Here is a 21,275-nt window from a genome sequence, read left to right on the forward strand (position 1 = left end):
TGTCGCCGCCCTTCGCGGGCGACCTAGCGTGCGGACACCCCGTGGCTGGAATGACTCGGGGCATTCGTTACGAGCTTGGGAGCGTGCAGATGTCCGCGGGCTTCGATCCTGTCGCTGATGACATGTCCGGCGCGGAGGTCCGCCCGGAGGGACACTCGGAGGGCCGTCCGGGCGAGGCCCCCGGCGCCGCCCTGGCCGACCGGCTCCCGGGGCTTCCGCCGAGCGAGCAGTCCCGGCTCCTGACCGACCTCGTCTGCCGGCACACCGCCGAGTGCCTGCGCAAGGTGCGGCCCGACAGTGAGCCGGTGGTCGTCGCCCAAACCCCGTTCCGGGAACTCGGGCTGGATTCCATCGCCTTGGTGGACCTGCACGCGCGGGTCAACGCGGCGACCGGGCTCGCCCTTCCCGTGACGGCGGCCTTCGACCACCCGAGCCCCGAACTGCTCGCGGACCACGTCCGTACGGTGCTGCTGGGCGCCCCTGCCGGGCGCGCCGCCGCCGAGCCCGTGGCGGAGCCGGTGGCGGCCTTCGACGGCGAGCCCGTCGCGGTCGTCGGCATCGGGGGGCGGTTCCCCGGCGGCATCCGTTCCGCCGAGGACCTGTGGAACCTGGTCGAGGCGGGCGGCAGCGCCGTCGGGCCGTTCCCCGACAACCGGGGCTGGGACCTGGACGCCCTGTTCGCGGACGACCCCACCGTTCCCGGCACCTGCTACACGCGAACGGGCGGTTTCCTGCACGACGCCGCCGAGTTCGACGCCGAGTTCTTCGGGATCGGCCCCCGTGAGGCCCTGGCCATGGACCCGCAGCAGCGGCTCCTCCTGGAGACGGCCTGGGAGGCGCTGGAGCGTACGGGGATCGACCCGACGTCGCTGCGCGGCAGCCGTACGGGCGTGTTCATCGGAGCCGGTCCTTCCGAGTACGGGCCCCGGGTGCAGGACGCCCCCGAGAACCTGACCGGTTACCTGGTGACCGGCGGCGCGCTCAGTGTGATGTCGGGGCGGGTGGCGTACGCGCTCGGCCTGGAGGGGCCGGCGCTCACCGTGGACACCGCCTGCTCCGGTTCCCTCGTCTCGCTGCACCTCGCCGTGCAGTCGCTGCGCAGGGGCGAGTGCTCGATGGCGCTGGCGGGCGGGGTCACCGTGCTCAGCACCCCCGGCCTGTTCACCGAGTTCAGCAGGCAGCGCGGGCTCGCCCCGGACGGCTTGATCAAGGCGTTCGCGGACGGCGCGGACGGCACCTCCTTCGCGGAGGGTGTCGGCCTGCTCGTCGTGGAACGGCTCTCCGACGCGCGCCGCAACGGGCACACGGTCCTCGCCGTCGTACGGGGCTCCGCCATCAACCAGGACGGGGCGAGCAACGGGCTCACCGCGCCCAGCGGCACCGCCCAGCAGCGCGTCATCGCCCAGGCCCTCGCCGACGCCGGGCTGACCGCCGACGAGGTGGACGCGGTCGAGGCGCACGGCACCGGCACCACCCTCGGTGACCCGATCGAGGCGAGCGCGCTCATCGCCACCTACGGCAAGGAGCGGCCCGCCGGCCGGCCGCTGTGGCTCGGGTCGGTGAAGTCGAACCTCGGCCACACCCAGGCCGCCGCCGGGGTCGCCGGGCTGATGAAGATGATCATGGCGATGCGGAACGGGGTTCTTCCCCGCACGCTGCACGTCGACACCCCCAGCGGCAACGTAAACTGGTCCGCCGGGACCGTTCAGCTGCTCACCGAGCCCGTGCCGTGGCCGCGCGAGGAGGACCGGCCGCGCCGGGCCGGCGTCTCGGGCTTCGGGATCAGCGGCACCAACGCCCATGTGATCGTCGAGGAACCGCCGGCCGAGGACGAAGCCCCGCTCACGAAGGCGCCCGCCGCAGGACCGGTGCTCGTGCCGGTCGGAGCGCGCTCCGAGGACGGGCTGCGCGCGCAGGCCGCCCGGCTGGCCGACTTCCTGGAGGAGCGGGGCGACGTCACGGCCGCCGACCTCGGGCACGCGCTCGGCACGAGACGCGCCGCGCTCGAACACCGCGCCACCGTGGTGGCGGACGGCCGGGACGAACTGCTGGCGGGGCTGCGGGCGATCGCGGCCGGGGGCGCCGAGGTTTTCCCGGCCGGGGCCAGGGGCACCGGAGCCGCCGCCGTCCGCACCGGCACGCTGCCCGCCGGGCGGCTCGCCTTCCTCTTCACCGGGCAGGGCAGCCAGCGGCTCGCCATGGGGCGGCGCCTGTACGACGCCTTCCCGGTCTTCGCGGACGCCCTCGCCGACGCCATCGGCTGGCTCGACCTCCAGCTCGACCTCTCGCTGTGGGACGTCCTGTTCGCACCGGAGGGCTCGCGGGAAGCGGCGCTGCTCGATCAGACGCGGTACGCGCAGAGCGCACTGTTCGCCGTCGAGGTGGCGCTGTTCCGGCTCCTCGAATCCTGGGGCATCCGGCCCGACTTCCTGGCCGGCCACTCCATCGGGGAGATCGCGGCCGCCCATGTCGCCGGGGTGCTCAACCTGGAGGACGCGGCGATCCTCGTCGGCGCACGCGGCCGGCTGATGCAGGAACTCCCGGCCGGCGGGGCGATGATCGCCGTCCAGGCCACCGAGGAGGAGGTGACGCCGTTCCTCGGCGAGCGGGTCGCCGTGGCCGCGCTCAACGGCCCCGGCTCGCTCGTGCTCTCCGGCGAGGAGGAAGCCACCGTCGCGCTGGCCGAACGGTTCGCCGCACAGGGCCGCAAGACGAAGCGGCTCCAGGTCCGCCACGCCTTCCACTCGCCGCTCATGACGCCCATGCTGGAGGAGTTCCGCCGGATCGCCGGCGTCCTCACCTACTCCGCGCCCACCATCCCCGTCGTCTCCACCGTCACCGGACGTCTCGCCACCTCCGGTGAGCTGTGCTCCCCGGACTACTGGACCGGGCACGTCAGCAGCACCGTACGGTTCGCGGACGCCATGGACTGGCTCGTCGGACAGGGCGGCGCCCGCACCTTCCTGGAACTGGGACCGGACGGTGTCCTGAGCGCGCTCGGACAGGGCTGCCTTCCCGAGGAACGCGAGTCCGACACCTTCTTCGCCCCGCTGATCCGCGCCGGGAAGGACGAGGTCCGCGAGGCGCTGGGCGCCGCCGGCCTCGCCCACGCGCGGGGCGCGCGCATCGACTGGGAGTCGCTGTACGCGGGTCGTGCCGCGCGCCGCGTCGAGCTGCCCACGTACGCCTTCCGCACCCGCCGCTACTGGCTGACCCCCGAGCCGTCCGCCGCCACCGGACTCGGCCGGCTCGCCTCGCAGCACCCCGTGCTCACCTCGGCCGGTGACCTCGCCGGGACCGGCACCACCGTCCTCACGGGACGCGTCTCGCCGCGCACCCACCCGTGGACCGCCGATCACACGATCGCCGGAGTCACCCTGCTGCCGGGCACGGCCCTGGTCGAACTCGCCCTGCGCGCCGCGACGGAGACCGGCTGCGGGCTCGTCGAGGAACTGACCCTCCAGGCCCCGCTGGTGCTGCCCGCGACCGGTGGCGTCGACCTCCAGGTCGTGGTGGCCCCCGCCGACGAGTCGGGCCGCCGAAGCGTGGAGTGCTTCTCCCGCCCGGACGGTGCCGAAACCTCCCAGGACCCCTGGACCCGCCACGCCACCGGCACCCTCGCCCCGGCCGCCCCCGCCCCGGACGCCGGCACGCTGTCCGGGGCCTGGCCGCCCGCCGGTGCCGTACCGCTCGACGTCAGCACCCTGTACGCCGACATGGCCGACGAGGGATACGGCTACGGGCCCGCCTTCCACGGCGTACGCGCGGCCTGGACGCTCGACGGCGAGGTGTACGCCGACGTCGAACTCCCCGAGCACGTACGCGCCGATGCACCGGGCTACGGACTGCACCCGGCGCTCCTCGACGCCGCCCTGCACCCCGCCGACCACGCCCTCGCCACGGCCGGCAACCGGCCCGAGGGCACCTGGATTCCGTTCTCCTGGAACCGGGCCGCCCTGTACGCGGCCGGGGCGTCCGCCGTGCGCGTACGCATCGCCGCGCGCGGCCCCGAGGAGCTGGACGTCACGGTCGCCGACGCGACCGGGGCCCCCGTCGCACGGATCGAATCGCTGCTGCTGCGCGCGGTCACCGCCGGACAGCTCACCGCGGACCGCCCGGACCCGCTGCTCGCTGTGCGCTGGGACGCGGCCGAACTCCCGGCGGAGCAAGCCGCCTTCGCAAGGTTTGGCGAAACCGCGAACGAGGAAGCCCCGCCCCTCGTCGTCTACCGCACCCCGCCCACCCCGGGCGGCGATGTGCCGGCCGCCGTGCGCGCCGTCACCGCCGAGGTGCTCGCCGCCGTACAGGAATGGCTCGCCGACGACCGCTACGCCGGGTCGAAGCTCGCCGTCGTCACAGCGGGCGGGGCCGCCGTGCCCGGCACCGATGTGGACCTCGGCCAGGCGCCCGTCTGGGGCCTGGTGCGGTCGGCGGAGGCGGAGAACCCCGGACGGTTCGTGCTCGTCGACACCGACGACGACGCAGCCGCCCACCTCGGCCGCGCCCTGGCCGCCGCCGCGTCCGAGCCGGAGATGGCGCTGCGCGGCGACCGCCTGTACGTTCCCCGGCTGGCCGCCGTGCCCGTCCTGGACGAGAAGCGGCCCGCGCCCTGGGACGGCGACGGCACCGTGCTGCTGACCGGCGGCACGGGCGGCGTGGGCGCCGAACTCGCCCGCCATCTGGTCCGCGAGCACGGCGTACGCCACCTGATCCTCACCAGCCGGCGCGGCGCGGACGCCCCCGGCGCGCGGGAACTCGCCGCCGACCTGGCCGCGGCGGGCGCCGAGGCCACGATCAGCGCCGTCGACGTTGCGGACCGGGACGCCCTGGCCGCGCTGCTCGCCGCCGTCCCGTCCGCGCATCCGCTGCGTGCCGTGGTGCACGCGGCGGGAGTCATCGACGACGGACTGGTGGGCCACCTCACCGCCGACCGGCTGGACACCGTTCTGCGGCCCAAGGTGGACGCCGCCTGGCATCTGCACGAGCTGACGGCGGACCTCGATCTCGCCGCCTTCGTCCTCTTCTCCTCCGCGTCCACCGTTCTGGACGGCGCCGGGCAGGGAAACTACGCCGCCGCCAACCTCTTCCTGGACGCGCTCGCCGCCCGCCGCTCCGCGGCCGGGCAGGTCGTGACCTCGCTCGCCTGGGGCCTGTGGGCCGGCGGCGGCGGGATGGGCGCCGCGCTCGACGCCGCCGCGCTGACCCGCATCGAACGCCTCGGTCTGGACTCGCTGTCCTTCCCGGAGAACCTCGCCCAGCTCGACAAGGCCCTCACCACCACGAACGAACCGGCCGTCGTCCCCGTACGCGTCAACCAGCGCGCCGTCCGCGACCGCACGGACGGCACCCCCACCCTGCTGCGCGGCCTGGTTCGCCCCCGTACGGTCCCCGCCGCGCGGGCTGCCGGGGCACCCGCCGCCACCGGGGCCGGGCCGCTCGCGGCACGCCTCACGGAACTGAGCGCCGCCGACCGGCTGGCGCACGTCCTGCGCATGGTGCGCACCGAGACGGCCGCCGTCCTCGGCTACCGGAGCGCCGACGAGGTCAGTGCCACCCGTGCCTTCATGGAGACGGGTTTCGACTCGCTGGCCGCCGTGGAACTGCGCAACCGGCTCGCCGCCGCGACCGGGCTGCGGCTGAGCGCGACCCTGACCTTCGACTACCCGACGGCCACGGACCTCGCCGAGCACCTGGTGACCAAGCTCCTGGGCGAGGCCGCGGTGACGGGCCCGGCGGCCCCGGCGGCCGGCGGCGGCGCCACGGACGACGACCCGATCGTCATCGTCTCCATGGCCTGCCGCTACCCGGGCGGCGTGTCGTCTCCCGAGGAGCTGTGGCAACTCGTCGCCGAGGGCTCGGACGCCATCGGCCCCTTTCCCACCGACCGGGGCTGGGACACCGACCTGTACGACCCGGAAATCGGAAAGCCGGGGCGCACGTATTCGACGGAGGGCGCGTTCCTCTACGAGGCCGCCCAGTTCGACCCCGCGTTCTTCGGGATCAGCCCGCGTGAGGCCCAGGCCATGGACCCCCAGCAGCGGCTCCTCCTCGAGGTCGCCTGGGAGACGTTCGAGCGGGCGGGGATCGACCCGCGCTCGGTGAAGGGCAGCTCCACCGGAGTGTTCGCCGGCGTGATGTACCACGACTGGGGGCTGCGGCTCGGCCCGCTCCCCGACGACGTGGCCGGCTACCACGGCAACGGCAGCCTCGCCAGCGTGGTGTCGGGCCGGGTGGCGTACACGCTGGGGCTCGAAGGACCGGCGGTCAGTGTGGACACGGCGTGCTCGTCGTCGCTGGTCGCCCTGCACATGGCGGCCCGTGCGCTGCGGGCGGGTGAGTGTTCGCTCGCGCTCGCCGGCGGCGTCACCATCATGTCCACGCCGGACACCTTCCTGGACATGGCCCGTCAGCGCGGCCTCTCCTCGGACGGCCGCTGCAAGTCCTTCGGGCAGGGCGCGGACGGTACGGGCTGGGGCGAGGGCGCCGGTGTGCTGCTCCTGGAACGCCTGTCCGACGCGCGGCGCAACGGCCACCGGGTACTGGCCGTGGTCCGTGGCTCCGCGCTCAACCAGGACGGCGCCAGCAACGGCCTCACCGCGCCGAACGGACCGGCCCAGCAGCGCGTCATCCGTGGCGCGCTCGCCAACGCCGGCCTGTCGGCCGCCGAGGTCGACGTCGTGGAGGCGCACGGTACGGGAACCCGGCTCGGTGACCCCATCGAGGCGCAGGCGCTCCTGGAGACCTACGGCCAGGAACGGCCGGAGGGCCGGCCGTTGTGGCTGGGGTCGATCAAGTCGAACATGGGCCACACGCAGGCGGCTGCGGGTGTCGCGGGCATCATCAAGATGGTCATGGCGATGCGCCACGGCGTGCTTCCCAAGTCCCTGTACGCGGAAACCCCTTCGGACCAGGTGGACTGGTCGGCGGGCGAGGTGCGGCTGTTGACGGAAGCCCGTGAGTGGGCCCCGGCCGGGCACCCGAGGCGCGCAGGCGTCTCGTCGTTCGGGATCAGCGGGACGAACGCGCACGTGATCATCGAGGAGGCGCAGGAGGAGGCCCAGGAGGAGACGCGGCAGGACGCGCCGGCCGGTCAGGCCGGTGAAGCCCCCGCGCTGCTCGCCTGGCCCGTCTCGGGTGCCACTCCGGAGGCGCTCCTGGCCCAGGCGGTGCGTCTGCGTGACCGGCTGGCTCAGCTCCCGGATGAGTCCCTGGCTCCGGCCGCCCGCATCCTGGCCACCGGCCGTGCCGCTCTGGAACACCGTGCGCTCGTGCTGGGCGCCGACCGGGCGGAACTCGCCGATGCGCTGATGTCCCTGTCCGGTTCGGACAGCGTGCGGGAGGGCAAGACGGCGTTCCTGTTCACGGGTCAGGGTGCGCAGCGGCTCGGTATGGGGCGTGAGTTGTACGACGCGTTCCCGGTGTTCGCCGGGGCGTTTGATGAGGTGTGCGGGGAGGTAGACGCGCATCTCGCCACGGGGTTGCGGGAGGTGGTGTGGGGGAACGACGCTGACGCCCTCAACTCGACCGCGTACACGCAGCCTGCGCTGTTCGCCTTTGAGGTGGCGTTGTTCCGGCTGGTGGAGAGTTGGGGCGTCAAGCCGGATGTCGTGATCGGTCACTCGATCGGGGAGTTGGCTGCCGCGCATGTTGCCGGGGTGCTGTCTCTCGCTGATGCGGCGCAGTTGGTTGTTGCTCGGGGTCGGTTGATGCAAGCCCTGCCTACGGGTGGGGCGATGGTCGCGGTGCAGGCGTCGGAGGATGAGGTTCGTCCTCTCCTTACGTCCGGTGTGGGGATCGCCGCAGTGAACGGTCCGCGTTCGGTGGTGGTGTCGGGCGTGGAATCCGAGGCGGTTGCCGTCGGTGAGCACTTCGCGGGCCTGGGTCGTAAGACCAGCCGTCTTTCCGTCTCGCACGCGTTCCATTCCTCGCTGATGGACCCGATGCTGGACGACTTCCGGGCTGTGGCGTCGCAGTTGACGTTCAACGAGCCGAGTCTTCCTGTCGTGTCGACCGTGTCCGGTGCGCTGTCGTCGGAGTGGCAGTCGCCGGAGTACTGGGTTGATCAGGTCCGTCGCCCTGTCCGCTTCGCGGACGCCGTAAACGCCGCCGAAGCCTTGGGCGCCCGTACGTTCGTGGAGATCGGCCCCGATGCCGTCCTCACCGCCCTCGGTGCGGGCTCGGCCGCCGATGACACCTCCGCCTTCATTCCTCTCGTACGCAAGGATCGCGACGAACCCCGCGAGGCCCTGGCCGGCCTCGGTGCGGCGTGGGCGCGCGGTGCGGATGTGGACTGGGAGGCGCTGCTGGGGGCCGCCGGGCCTCTGGTCGACCTGCCCACGTACGCGTTCCAGCGCAAGCGGTACTGGCTCGACGTCACCGCGAAGACCGGTGATGTGGGGTCGGCCGGGCTGGACGCCGTGGAGCATCCGGTGCTCAGCGCCGCCGTGGTGGCGCCGGAGTCGGGGTCGGTGGTGCTGACCGGACGGCTGTCGGCGGCTGGGCAGCCCTGGGTGGCGGACCATGAGGTGCACGGGGCGGTGCTGCTGCCGGGGACCGGGTTCGTGGAGCTGGCCGTGCGCCTCGGCGACCAGGTCGGCTGCGACCTCCTGGAAGAGATGACGCTCGAAGCACCGCTCGTCCTGCCCGAGCACGGTGGCGCCTCCCTGCGCGTCACCGCCGGGGCCCTCGACGCATCGGGGCGCCGCCCGCTGCACATCCACTCCCGCCTCGACGGCGCTCCCGACGGCGCCTGGACCCGGCACGCCACCGGCTTCCTCGCCACGGGCACCCCGCCCGAGGTTCCCGGCGCGGACCTCACCCAGTGGCCGCCGCCCCGCGCCACGCGCGTCGAGGTCGAGGGCGCGTACGAGCGGTTGGGCGAGCGCGGTTACGGGTACGGGCCCGCGTTCCAGGGACTGACGGCGGCCTGGCGGCGCGGTGACGAACTGTTCGCCGAGGTCGCGCTGCCCGAGTCGGTACGGGCCGAAGCCGGTGCATACGGGCTGCACCCGGCACTCCTGGACACGGCCATGCACGTGGACGTGCTCGTCGACCAGGGCGAGGGCGGCACCGAAGCACTGCTGCCGTTCGCCTGGAGCGGGGTCTCCCTGCACGCGGCGGGCGCCGCCGCGCTGCGCGTGTACGTGCGGCGCATCCGGGGCGCGGAGGAGTCGGCGATGGTCGTCGCCGACGAGACCGGAAGCCCCGTGATGACGGTGTCCTCGCTGATCTGCCGCCCGGTCGCCGCCGATCAGCTGGCCCCGGCCGAAGGACCTCTTTCGGACGCTCTGCACCACATCGAGTGGACGCCGCTCCAGCAGCCGGCCGCACCGTTGCCGTCGTCGCCCGCAGTGCTGGACGAGTACGGGCTGGCCATCCTGTCCGAGCCGTCGGCCGTCGTCCTGACCTGCCCTCCGACGCCGGCGGGCTGGCCGGTGCCCACCGCGATCCGCACCACCACCTCGTACGTGCTCGACCAGCTTCAGTCCTGGCTGACCGACGAGCGCTTCGAGTCCACCACCCTCGTCGTCGTGACGCGGGGTGCCGTGGCGACCGGACGTGGTCACGCGCCCGACCTCACTCAGGCCCCCGTGTGGGGCATCGTCCGGGCGGCGCAGGCCGAGAATCCGGGCCGGATCGTCCTGCTGGACGTCGACCCGGCCGACGACCTCGACCCGGAGGGCTTCCCGGACCTCGCGGCGGCGGCCCTCGCCCAGAGCGAGCCCGAACTCGCCCGGCGCGCAGGCGGTTTCCTCACCCCCCGGCTCGTCCCTACCGCAGTGCCCGGCACCGACGCGCCCTGGGACGGCGAACGCACCGTGCTGATCACCGGCGGCACCGGTGGCCTCGGTGCCCGCGTCGCCCAGCACCTGGTCGAGCGCCACGGCGTCCGCCATCTGCTGCTCACCAGCCGCAGAGGCCTCGACGCGCCGGGCGCCGCCGACCTGCGCGACCGGCTGGTGGCGGCCGGAGCGGTGGATGTCCGAATCGCCGCGTGCGATGTTTCGGACCGGGAAGCGCTGGCCGCCGTCCTCGACACCGTCCCGCAAGCGCACCCGCTGGGTGGTGTCGTGCACGCCGCCGGGGTCGTGGCACCGGGCCTGATCGGCACGCTCACCCTGGAGAGCCTGGACACCGTGCTGCGGCCCAAGGCGGACGCGGCCTGGCACCTCCACGAGCTGACCGCCGACCGGAATCTGTCGGCGTTCGTCATGTTCTCCTCCGCCGGCGGCCTCGTCCTTCCCGCCGGGCAGGGCAACTATGCGGCGGCCAACGTCTTCCTGGACGCCCTCGCCGCCCACCGGCACGCCCTCGGCCTGCCCGCCACCTCACTCGCGTACGGACTGTGGGCCGTCAACACGGGACTCGGCGGTGAACTCACCGACGCCGACGTGGAGAAGATGAACCGGCTCGGGCTGCCCGCCCTGCCGGCGGACCGCGGCATCGCCTTGTTCGACGAGGGCCTGCGCACCCGGCACGCCCTGGTCGCCCCGCTCCTCGTGGACGCGGCGACCCTGCACGCGCGGGGCTCCGACGTACCACCGCTGCTCCGCGCCGCCGCCGCTGCCGGTCGCCCGGTGCTCCGCCGCACGGCCGCCGCCGCGCCGGTCGGCGACAACCTGGCCCGACGCCTCGCCTCCCTGACTCCGGCCGAACGCGTACGCACCCTGCGCGAGCTGGTCGCCGGACAGGTCGCGGCCGTTCTCGGCCACGATTCGGCGGACAGCGTCGGCGTGGACCGCGCGTTCAAGGAACTGGGTTTCGACTCCCTGGCCGCGGTGGAACTGCGTAACGCGCTCAACGCCGCGACCGGGCTCCGGCTGCCCGTCACGCTCGTCTTCGACTATCCCAACACGCGTGCCGTCGCCGACTACCTGGACACCGAACTCGGTGGCGCGCAGGAAGAGACGGCAGCCGAACCGGTTCCCGTGGCAGTGGGCTCCGGCGACGACGAGCCGATCGCGATCGTCGGCATCAGCTGCCGGTTCCCCGGCGGCGTCCGCAACGCCGAGGACCTGTGGAACCTGCTCGCCGAGGGGCGCGACGCCGTCGCCGGATTCCCCGCCGACCGGGGCTGGGACACCGACGGCATCTACGACCCCGAACCCGGCCTGCATGGAAAGACGTATGCGCGGGAAGGCGGCTTCCTCTACGACGCCGCCGAGTTCGACCCGGCGTTCTTCGGGATCAGCCCGCGCGAGGCCGTCGCCATGGACCCGCAGCAGCGGCTGCTCCTCCAGTCGGCGTGGGAGGCGTTCGAGGACGCCGGAATCGACCCGACGGCCATGCGCGGCAGCCAGACCGGTGTGTACGCGGGCGTGATGTACCACGACTACGCGTCGCGCCTCCAGCACATCCCCGACGATGTCGCCGGCTACCTCGGCAACGGCACCGCGGCCTCCATCCTCACCGGCCGCGTCGCCTACACGCTCGGCCTGGAAGGCCCAGCCGTCAGTGTGGACACGGCGTGCTCGTCGTCACTGGTCGCCCTGCACATGGCCTGCCAGGCGCTGCGGCGCGGCGAGGTCGGCATGGCGCTGGCGGGCGGCGTCACCGTGATGTCGACACCCGAGATCTACGTGGAGTTCGCGCAGCAGCGCGGGCTCGCCCCCGACGGCCGCTGCAAGGCGTTCGCGGGCGGCGCGGACGGCACGGGCTGGGCGGAAGGCGCCGGTCTGCTCCTCGTCGAGCGGCTGTCCGACGCGGAACGCCTCGGGCACGACGTCCTCGCCGTCATCCGGGGCTCGGCCATCAACCAGGACGGCGCGAGCAACGGCCTCACCGCCCCCAACGGCCCTTCCCAGCAGCGCGTCATCCAACGCGCCCTCGCCGCGAGCGGCCTCACCACGGCCGATGTGGACCTCGTGGAGGGCCACGGCACCGGCACCCGCCTCGGCGACCCGATCGAGGCCCAAGCCCTCCTCGCCACCTACGGACAGGGGCGCACCGCCGACGACCCCGTGTGGCTCGGCTCCATCAAGTCGAACATCGGCCACGCACAGGCCGCCGCCGGTGTCAGCGGTGTCATCAAGTCCGTCATGGCCCTGCGCCACGGCCTGATGCCCAAGACCCTGCACGTGGACGAGCCCTCGCCCGAGGTGGACTGGGAGGCAGGCCACGTACGCCTTCTCACGGAGGCACGGCCGTGGCCGCGCCGTGGGGACCGGCCGCGTCGTGCCACTGTCTCCTCGTTCGGGCTCAGCGGTACGAATGCCCACCTGATCGTGGAGGAGGCACCGCAGCCTCAGCGACCCGCCGAGACCCCGGCGGACCGTCCGGACCTCGCACACCCGTTGCCCCTGCTGCTGTCCGGCTCCGACCCGGAGGCGCCGGCGCGCCAGGCCGCCGCTCTGCGCGCGCACCTGCTCGCCGCGCCGGATCTGGACCTGCGCGACCTCGCCCACACGCTGATGACCGGGCGGGCGCACCTCGAACACCGTGGTGTCGTCCTGGCGACGGACACCGAGAGCGCCTTGCACGGCCTGGGCGCCTTCGCGGAGGGCGAGGGCGTACAGGGCGCGGTGACCAAGGGACGGACCGCGTTCCTGTTCACGGGTCAGGGTGCGCAGCGGTTGGGGATGGGGCGTGAGTTGTATGAGGCGTTCCCGGTGTTCGCGGGGGCGTTTGATGAGGTGTGCGGTGAGGTAGACGCGCATCTCGCCTCGGGGTTGCGGGAGGTGGTGTGGGGGAACGATGCCGACGCGCTGAACTCCACCGCGTACACCCAGCCTGCGCTGTTCGCTTTCGAGGTGGCTCTGTTCCGGCTGGTGGAGAGTTGGGGCGTCAAGCCGGACGTCGTGATCGGTCACTCGATTGGTGAGCTGGCTGCGGCGCATGGCGCCGGGGTGCTGTCTCTGGCGGACGCGGCGAAGCTCGTTGTCGCTCGGGGCCGTCTCATGCAGGCGCTGCCCGCAGGCGGGGCGATGGTCGCGGTACAGGCGTCCGAGGATGAGGTGCGCCCTCTGCTCACCTCCGGTGTAGGGATCGCCGCGGTGAACGGTCCCCGTTCCGTCGTGGTGTCGGGTGTGGAGTCCGAGACGCTGGCGATCGGTGAGTACTTCGCGGCCCTCGGCCGTAAGACCAGCCGCCTTTCCGTCTCGCACGCGTTCCATTCCTCGCTGATGGACCCGATGCTGGACGACTTCCGGGCTGTCACAGCAGAGTTGACCTTCAACGAGCCCCGCATCGCCGTCGTCTCCACTGTGTCCGGCGCGGTGTCGCCGGACTGGCAGTCCCCGGAGTACTGGGTCGATCAGGTCCGTCGTCCTGTCCGCTTCGCTGACGCCGTAAACGCCGCCGAAGCCCTCGGGGCCCGTACGTTCGTCGAGATCGGTCCGGACGCCGTCCTCACCGCGCTCGGGGCCGCCTCCGCTGCCCACGAGGACAGCGCGTTCATTCCTCTCGTACGCAAGGAGCGCGACGAACCCCGCGAGGCCCTGGCCGGCCTCGGTGCGGCGTGGGTGCGAGGCGTGGACGTGGACCGGGAGGCGTTCCACACGGGGGCGGGGAAGGCCGACCTTCCCACGTATCCCTTCCTGCGCACCCGTTACTGGCTGGACGCTCCCGCCGCTGTCGGGGACGCGGCCGGGCTCGGGCAGATGCCCGCCGGGCACCCGCTGCTCAGCGCGGTGGTCGTCTCGGCGGAGACCGGGGCCCCCGTGCTCACCGGCCGGTTGTCCCTCGCCACGCATCCCTGGCTCGCGGACCACGCCGTGCACGGCAGTGTGCTGCTGCCCGGCACCGCGTACATCGAGATGGCGCTCAGGGCCGGGCACGAGGCCGGGTGCGCCCAGCTGGAGGAGCTGACGCAGGAGGCGCCGCTGCTGCTTCCCGCCAAGGGCGGCGTCGCCGTCCAGGTCACCGTGGGCGAGGCGGACGAGGACGGGCGGCGCGATGTCGTCGTGTACTCGCGCGCCGAGGAGCTGCCGCCCGGCGCGCCGTGGACCCGTAACGCGCGGGGTGTCCTCGCCGTCGAGCCGGCGCCCGTCGTCCCGGACCTGGAGGCCTGGCCGCCGGCCGGGGCGCAGCCGGTGGACGTGAGCGGGATGTACGAGGACCTGGCCGGGCTCGGCTACGGGTACGGGCCGGTGTTCCAGGGCCTGACGACCGCCTGGCGGCGCGGGGACGAACTGTTCGCGGAGATCGGCCTGCCCGAGCACGCCCGCACCGAAGCCGCCGCGTTCGCTCTGCACCCCGCGCTGCTCGATGCGGCGCTGCACGTGGAGCGCGTCTTCGACGGAGACCACGACGGGCCCGTCCGGGCCGCCCTGCCGTTCGCCTGGAACGGGGTCACTCTGCACGCCACGGGCGCCACCGCCCTGCGCGTACGGCTGACGAAGCCGGGCCCGGACGCCGTGGCGCTGCGGATCACCGCACCGACGGGCGAGCCCGTGGCTACCGTCGAATCACTGGTCGTCCGCGAGGTTTCCGCCGCCCAACTGGCGGGAAGCGGGAACGGCCGGGGCGCCGAGCTGTTCCGTATCGAGTGGCAGGCACCGCAGCTGGGAGGAGCGGCGGGCGGTACCGACGACTGGCTGGTCGTCGGGAGCGCGCTGCCGGGCATCCGGTCGGTCTCCACGCTCGCCGAGGCCGTCACGGAGCCGGCGGTGCCGGGGACGGTGCTGCTGACCGCACCGGACGTCTCCGACGTCTTCGGCACCACGGGCGGTGTGCCCGAACGGGTCCGTACGTCCGTGGGGCGGCTCCTCGACACACTCGGACAGTGGCTGGGCGAGCCCCGGTTCGCGGACACGCGCCTGGTGCTCGTCACCCGTGGCGCCGTCGTCGCGGGCGACGCGGACGAGGTGGACTGCGTACAGGCACCGCTGTGGGGGGTGCTGCGCGCGGCGCAGGCCGAGAACCCCGGCCGGTTCACCGTGGTCGACCTCGACGCGTCCCCCGAGTCCCTGGCGGTCCTGCCGGCCGCTCTGGCCACGGGCGAGACCGAGATCGCCGTACGCGGCGGCACGGTCCTCGTTCCCCGCTACGCCCCTGCCACCGGCGGCGGCACAGGTCCGGAGTGGCGCCGGGACGGCACCGTCCTGATCACCGGCGGGACCGGGCTGCTGGGCGCGGTGCTGGCCCGGCATCTGGTCGCCGAGCAGGGCGTCCGCCATCTCGTGCTCACCAGCCGGCGCGGCGCGGACGCGCCCGGCGCGGCCGAGTTGCGGGCCGACCTCATCGAGTCCGGTGCAGCGTCCGTGCGGATCGTCGCCGTGGACGCCGCCGACCGGTACGCGCTCGCCGCGCTGCTGGACGACATCCCGGCCGCGCACCCGCTGACCGGAGTCGTGCACGCGGCCGGGGTCATGGACAACGCGCTGGTCGGGGCGGTCACCCCGGAGCAGGTCGGCAAGGTGCTGCGGCCGAAGGTGGACGCCGCCTGGCATCTGCACGAGCTGACCCGGAACCTGGAGTTGGCGGCGTTCGTCCTGTACTCCTCGGCGGGAGGCCAGATCCTTCCCGCCGGGCAGGCCACCTATGCGGCGGCCAACGTCTTCCTCGACGCCCTCGCCGCCGAGCGCAGGGCAGCCGGACTCGCCGCGACCTCGCTCGCCTGGGGTTTGTGGGAGGGCACGGTCGGGGAAGGGCCCGAACTCACCGACGCCGACCTGCGCCGTATGAGCCGCTCCGGAGTCCTGGAGCTGTCCTTCCCGGACGGTCTCGCGCTGTTCGACGCGGCGATGGCCCAGGACGCGGCACTGCTCGCCCCCGTCCGGCTCGACCGTGCCGCACTGCGCGAACGGGCCGACGAGATCCCGGCCCTGCTGCGCGGCCTGGCCGGACCGCCCGCCCGCAAGAGCCCCAAGCCGGCCGCCGTAGCGGCTGCGGGCGTGGGCGACAGCGGGGGCTCCCTCGTACGCGCCAAGCTGGCCGGGCTGCACACGGGTGCGGAGCGGGACCGCTATCTGGAGGAGTTGGTACGCGGCCACGCCGCCGCCGTGCTCGGGCACGGCGACCCGTCCGGGGTCGCCGCCGACCGGGGCTTCACCGAACTGGGCCTCGACTCCCTGGGCGCGATCGAGCTGCGCAACCGGTTGCAGAAGGCGACGGGGCTGCGCCTGCCCGCCACGCTGATGTTCGACTACCCCAACGCGGGCACGCTGGCCGGATTCCTGCGGGAGGAGCTGGCGCCCGAGGGGGCGCCGGACACCACCGGCGGGGCGGCGGGCATGGACGACGAGGCCGTCCGGCGAGCGCTGCTGTCGATCCCCACCGCCCGTCTGCGCGAGTCCGGGTTGCTCGACACGCTGCTCGGCCTGGCGCGTACGACCGATCCGGACCGGGGCGCCGCCGAGACCACGACCGAAGAACCGGGGCAGGCCATCGAGGAGATGGCCGTGGACGACCTCGTACGAGCCGCCCTGGCCGGCGGCGAACTCAGCTGATCCCGACGCTGGATGATGAGGATGACGTGACCAGCACATCGATGGAACAGGTCGTGGCGGCGCTCCGTAAGTCGCTCACGGACAACGAGCGGCTGCGTGAGGAGAACGCGCGGCTCACCGCCGCCGGCAACGACCCGATCGCGATCGTCGCCATGGCGTGCCGCTACCCCGGCGGGGCCGGCACGCCGGAGGACCTGTGGCGGCTGGTGGCCGGGGGCGTGGACGCGGTGTCCGGCTTCCCGTCCGACCGGGGCTGGAATCCGGACGTCTACGACCCGGAGCCGGGCGTTCCGGGGAAGTCGTACGCGCGTGACGGCGGCTTCCTGTACGACGCGGGCGAGTTCGATCCGGACTTCTTCGGGATCAGTCCGCGTGAGGCGCTGGCCATGGACCCGCAGCAGCGGTTGCTTCTTGAGGTGGCGTGGGAGGCGATCGAGCGGGCCGGTGTCGATCCGACGACGCTCAAGGGCAGCCGGACCGGGGTGTACGCGGGGGTGATGTACCACGACTACGCGGACGGGGCGGCGGGAAGCTTCGTCTCGGGCCGGGTCGCGTACACCCTCGGTCTGGAGGGCCCGGCGGTGACCATCGACACCGCCTGCTCCTCCTCACTCGTCGCGCTGCACACGGCGGCGCAGGCACTGCGCTCGGGCGAGTGCTCACTGGCGCTCGCGGGCGGTGTGACCGTCATGTCCACCCCCGACATGCTCGTGTACTTCAGCGGACAGCGCGGCCTCGCCCCGGACGGCCGCTGCAAGCCGTTCGCCTCGGCCGCCGACGGCACGGGCTGGGGCGAGGGTGCGGGCGTGCTGCTGCTTGAGCGGCTGTCCGACGCGCGGCGCAACGGCCACCCCGTGCTCGCCCTGGTCAGCGGATCGGCGGTCAACCAGGACGGCGCGTCGGCCGCGATGACCGTACCGAACGGGCCCGCGCAGCAGCGGGTTATACGCGACGCCCTCGCGGACGCCGGCCTGTCGACCGCTGACGTCGACGCCGTCGAGGCGCACGGCACGGGAACCCGGCTCGGTGACCCCATCGAGGCGCAGGCGCTGCTCGCCACCTACGGCCGGGGCCGTCAGGCGGACCGGCCGCTGTGGCTGGGCTCGGTGAAGTCGAACTTCGGCCACACGCAGGCGGCTGCGGGTGTCGCGGGCATCATCAAGATGGTCATGGCCATGCGCCACGGCGTCCTTCCCCCCTCCCTCCACATCGACACCCCCTCGGACCAGGTGGACTGGTCGGCGGGGGCGGTGGAACTGCTGACGGAGGCCCGGGAATGGCAGCCGGCGGGGCGACCGCGTCGGGCCGGGGTGTCGTCGTTCGGGCTCAGCGGGACGAACGCGCACGTCATCGTGGAGGAGGCACCGGAGGGGTCGGCGGACCCTGTCGCTTCCGCCGTCCCCGCGACCGGTGAGACGGGGACGGGCCTGGCCGCCACGCCGTGGGTGCTGTCCGCGAAGACTCCGGCCGCCCTGTCCGCGCAGGCGTCACGGCTGCTGTCCCGGACCGGTGCGGACCGGGAGGAGGACATCGGGTTCTCCCTGGCCACAGGTCGCACGGCGTTCCACCACCGCGCGGTGGTGTTCGGCGACCTTACGGGTGCGCTGACCGCGCTGGCGGCCGGCGAGGAGCATCCGGGGCTCGTATGCGGGACCACACGGGCGGGGGGCAAGTCGGCGTTCCTGTTCACGGGTCAGGGTGCGCAGCGGCTCGGTATGGGGCGCGAGTTGTATGAGGGGTTCCCGGTGTTCGCGGGGGCGTTTGATGAGGTGTGCGGGGAGGTAGACGCGCACCTGGATCGTGGGTTGCGGGAGGTGGTGTGGGGGAACGACGCCGAGGCGCTGAACTCGACCGCATACACGCAGCCCGCGCTGTTCGCCTTCGAGGTGGCGTTGTTCCGGCTGGTGGAGAGCTGGGGCGTCAAGCCGGACGTCGTGATCGGTCACTCGATCGGGGAACTGGCTGCCGCGCATGTTGCCGGGGTGTTGTCTCTCGGGGACGCGGTCAAGCTCGTCGTCGCTCGGGGCCGTCTCATGCAGGTCCTGCCTGCGGGTGGGGCGATGGTCGCGGTGCAGGCGTCCGAAGACGAGGTTCGCCCTCTCCTTACGTCCGGTGTCGGAATCGCTGCGGTGAACGGTCCCCGTTCGGTGGTGGTGTCGGGGGTGGAGTCCGAGACGCTGGCGATCGGTGAGTACTTCGCCGCCGCCGGCCGCAAGACCAGCCGTCTTTCCGTCTCGCATGCGTTCCATTCCTCGCTGATGGACCCGATGCTGGATGACTTCCGGGCTGTCACAGCCGAGTTGACCTTCAACGAGCCTCGCATCACCGTCGTTTCCACTGTGTCCGGCGCGGTGTCGTCGGACTGGCAGTCGCCGGAGTACTGGGTTGATCAGGTCCGTCGCCCTGTCCGCTTCGCGGACGCCGTAAACGCTGCCGAGGCACTTGGGGCCCGTACGTTCGTCGAGATTGGCCCCGATGCCGTCCTCACCGCCCTCGGTGCCGCCTCCGCCGCCCACGGGGACAGCGCGTTCATTCCTCTCGTACGCAAGAAGCACCCGGAGTCCGAGTCGCTGGTAGGCGGGCTGGGGCGGTTGTACGTGGACGGGGTGCGGGTCGATTGGGACGCGTTCTTCGCGGGTAGGGGCGCGCGCCGGGTCGACCTTCCCACGTATCCCTTCCAGCGCAGCCGGTTCTGGCTGGACGCGGTGCGGCCGGGGGGCGCCCCCTACGCGCATCCGCTGCTCGGTTCTGTCGTCACTCTGGCGGACTCCGGCGGTGCTGTGCTGAGCGGGCGGCTGGCGGTGGCGGCTGTGCCGTGGCTGGCGGACCACGTGGTGCGGGACGCCGTGATCTTTCCCGGCTCCGGATTCGTCGAGCTCGCCGTGCGGGCCGGTGATCAGGTCGCCTGCGCGGTGCTGGAGGAGCTGGCGTTGCACGCGCCGCTCGTTCTGCCCGGGGACGGTGCCGTCGCCGTACAGGTCGTCGTGGGGGCGGCTGACGAGTCCGCCCGGCGCACGGTCGGTGTGTACGCGCGCCAGGAGGGCGCGGCCGACGCCGATTGGGTGCTGCACGCGGAAGGTGTGCTGGCGGAAGAGGCGGAGGAGCCCGGCTTCGACCTGTCGGCGTGGCCGCCGGCGGGGGCGGTGCCGCTGCCGCTCGACGGCGCGTACGAGACGCTGCGCGCCCAAGGGCTCGCGTACGGGCCCGCGTTCCAGGGGCTGACGGCGGCCTGGCGGCTCGGCGGCGAACTGTACGCCGAGGTCACGTTGGGCGATGACGTACCGGGTGACGACTACGGGCTGCATCCGGCCCTGCTGGACGCGTCGATGCACGCGGCTCTGGTGGAGAGTGCGGGGGAACCGGACGGGGCCACGGTGCTCCCGTTCGTCTGGAAGGACGTGAGGCTGTACGCGGACGGCACGTCGGCGGCCCGCGTACGGCTGTCGAGGCCCACCCCGGAGTCGCTGTCCCTGGAGATCGCCGACGCGTCCGGTACCCCGGTCGCCGCAGTCGGCGGAGTAGTCGGCCGGGCGATGGATTCGGTGCCCAGCGGGGCGGGAACAGCCATGGACCCGCTGTACCGGGTCGTCTGGCAACAGGGGGCCGCCCCCGCGCCCGCGTCCGGCCCTTGGCGGCACTGGGCCGACCTGCCCGACGAGGGCCCCGTCACCGGTACCGTCGTCCTGGACTGTGCCCCGGTTGCGGCCGAGGCGGGGGACGACCTGCCCGACGCCGCCCACACCGTGGCGGTGCACGTCCTGCACGTCCTGCGGCAGTGGCTGGCGGACCAGCGGTTCGCCGCCGCCACCCTCCTCGTCGTCACACGCGGTGCGGTGGCCGCCCGGGACGGCGAGACCACCGATGTCCGCCAAGCCCCGGTCTGGGGCCTCGTCCGGGCCGCGCAGGCGGAGAACCCGGGCCGGTTCCTGCTGCTCGACACGGACGCCCCCGAAGGTCTTCCCCACACCGGGCCCGCCGATGAGCCGGAGTCCGCCGTACGCGACGGACGGGCGCTGATCCCCCGGCTGGCCCGCGTCACCGCATCCGCGCCGGCTGAACCGGTGTGGGACGCGGACGGCACCGTACTGATCACGGGCGGAACGGGTGGTCTCGGCGCGCTCGTCGCCCGCCACCTGGTCACCGCGCACGGCGTCCGGCACCTGCTGCTCGTCGGCCGCCGTGGCGCCGAGGCGCCGGGGGCGGAGGAACTGCGGGCCGAGCTGACCCGGGCGGGGGCGCACGTAAGGTTCGCCCCGTGCGATGTCTCGGACCGTGAGGCCGTGGCCGCGCTGCTGGCCGACGTGGACCCCGCGCATCCGCTGCGGGGCATCGTCCACGCGGCGGGCGTCCTGGACGACACGATGCTCACCTCGCTGACCGACGACCGCCTCCGGGCCGTCTTCGCGCCCAAGGCGGACGCCGCCTGGCACCTGCACGAGCTGACCCGGGACCTGGACCTCACCGCGTTCGTCCTGTTCTCGTCCATCGCCGGCACCCTCGGCTCCACGGGCCAGGCCAACTACGCGGCGGCCAACGCCTTCCTCGACGGGCTCGCCGCCAAACGCCATGCCGAAGGTCTCTGCGCATCCTCCCTGGCCTTCGGGCTTTGGGACACCCCCGGCGGCATGGGCACCGGGCTCGGCGCGGCCGAACTGGACCGCATGCGCGAAGCCGGCACCCCCGCGATCTCCGCAGACCGGGGCCTCGCCCTGTTCGACGCCGCCCTGCGGCCGGACCTGCCGGCATCGGTGCCCGTACGCCTCGACCTCACCGTTCTGCGCGCGCACACCGACGAGATCCCCGCCCTGCTGCGTGGCCTCGTACGCACCCCCGGCCGCCGGGCCGCGCGCGGCGGGGGCGCGTCGGCCCTGCGGACCCGGCTCGCCG

Annotated in this window: 2 protein-coding genes; both read left to right on the plus strand. The window is 73.5% G+C overall.

Annotated features, from left to right (window positions below):
• Positions 1–89: 89 nt before the first annotated feature.
• Complete coding sequence (locus tag MHW47_RS07800; protein WP_239221894.1) at positions 90–16,388, plus strand: type I polyketide synthase; 16,299 nt, start codon at positions 90–92, stop codon at positions 16,386–16,388.
• 26 nt (positions 16,389–16,414) lie between these two features.
• On the plus strand, positions 16,415–21,275 hold a 4,861-nt coding region (locus tag MHW47_RS07805; protein WP_239221893.1), incomplete at its 3' end, for a type I polyketide synthase.

It is taken from the genome of Streptomyces sp. OfavH-34-F, assembly GCF_022347745.1.
Lineage (GTDB): Bacteria > Actinomycetota > Actinomycetes > Streptomycetales > Streptomycetaceae > Streptomyces.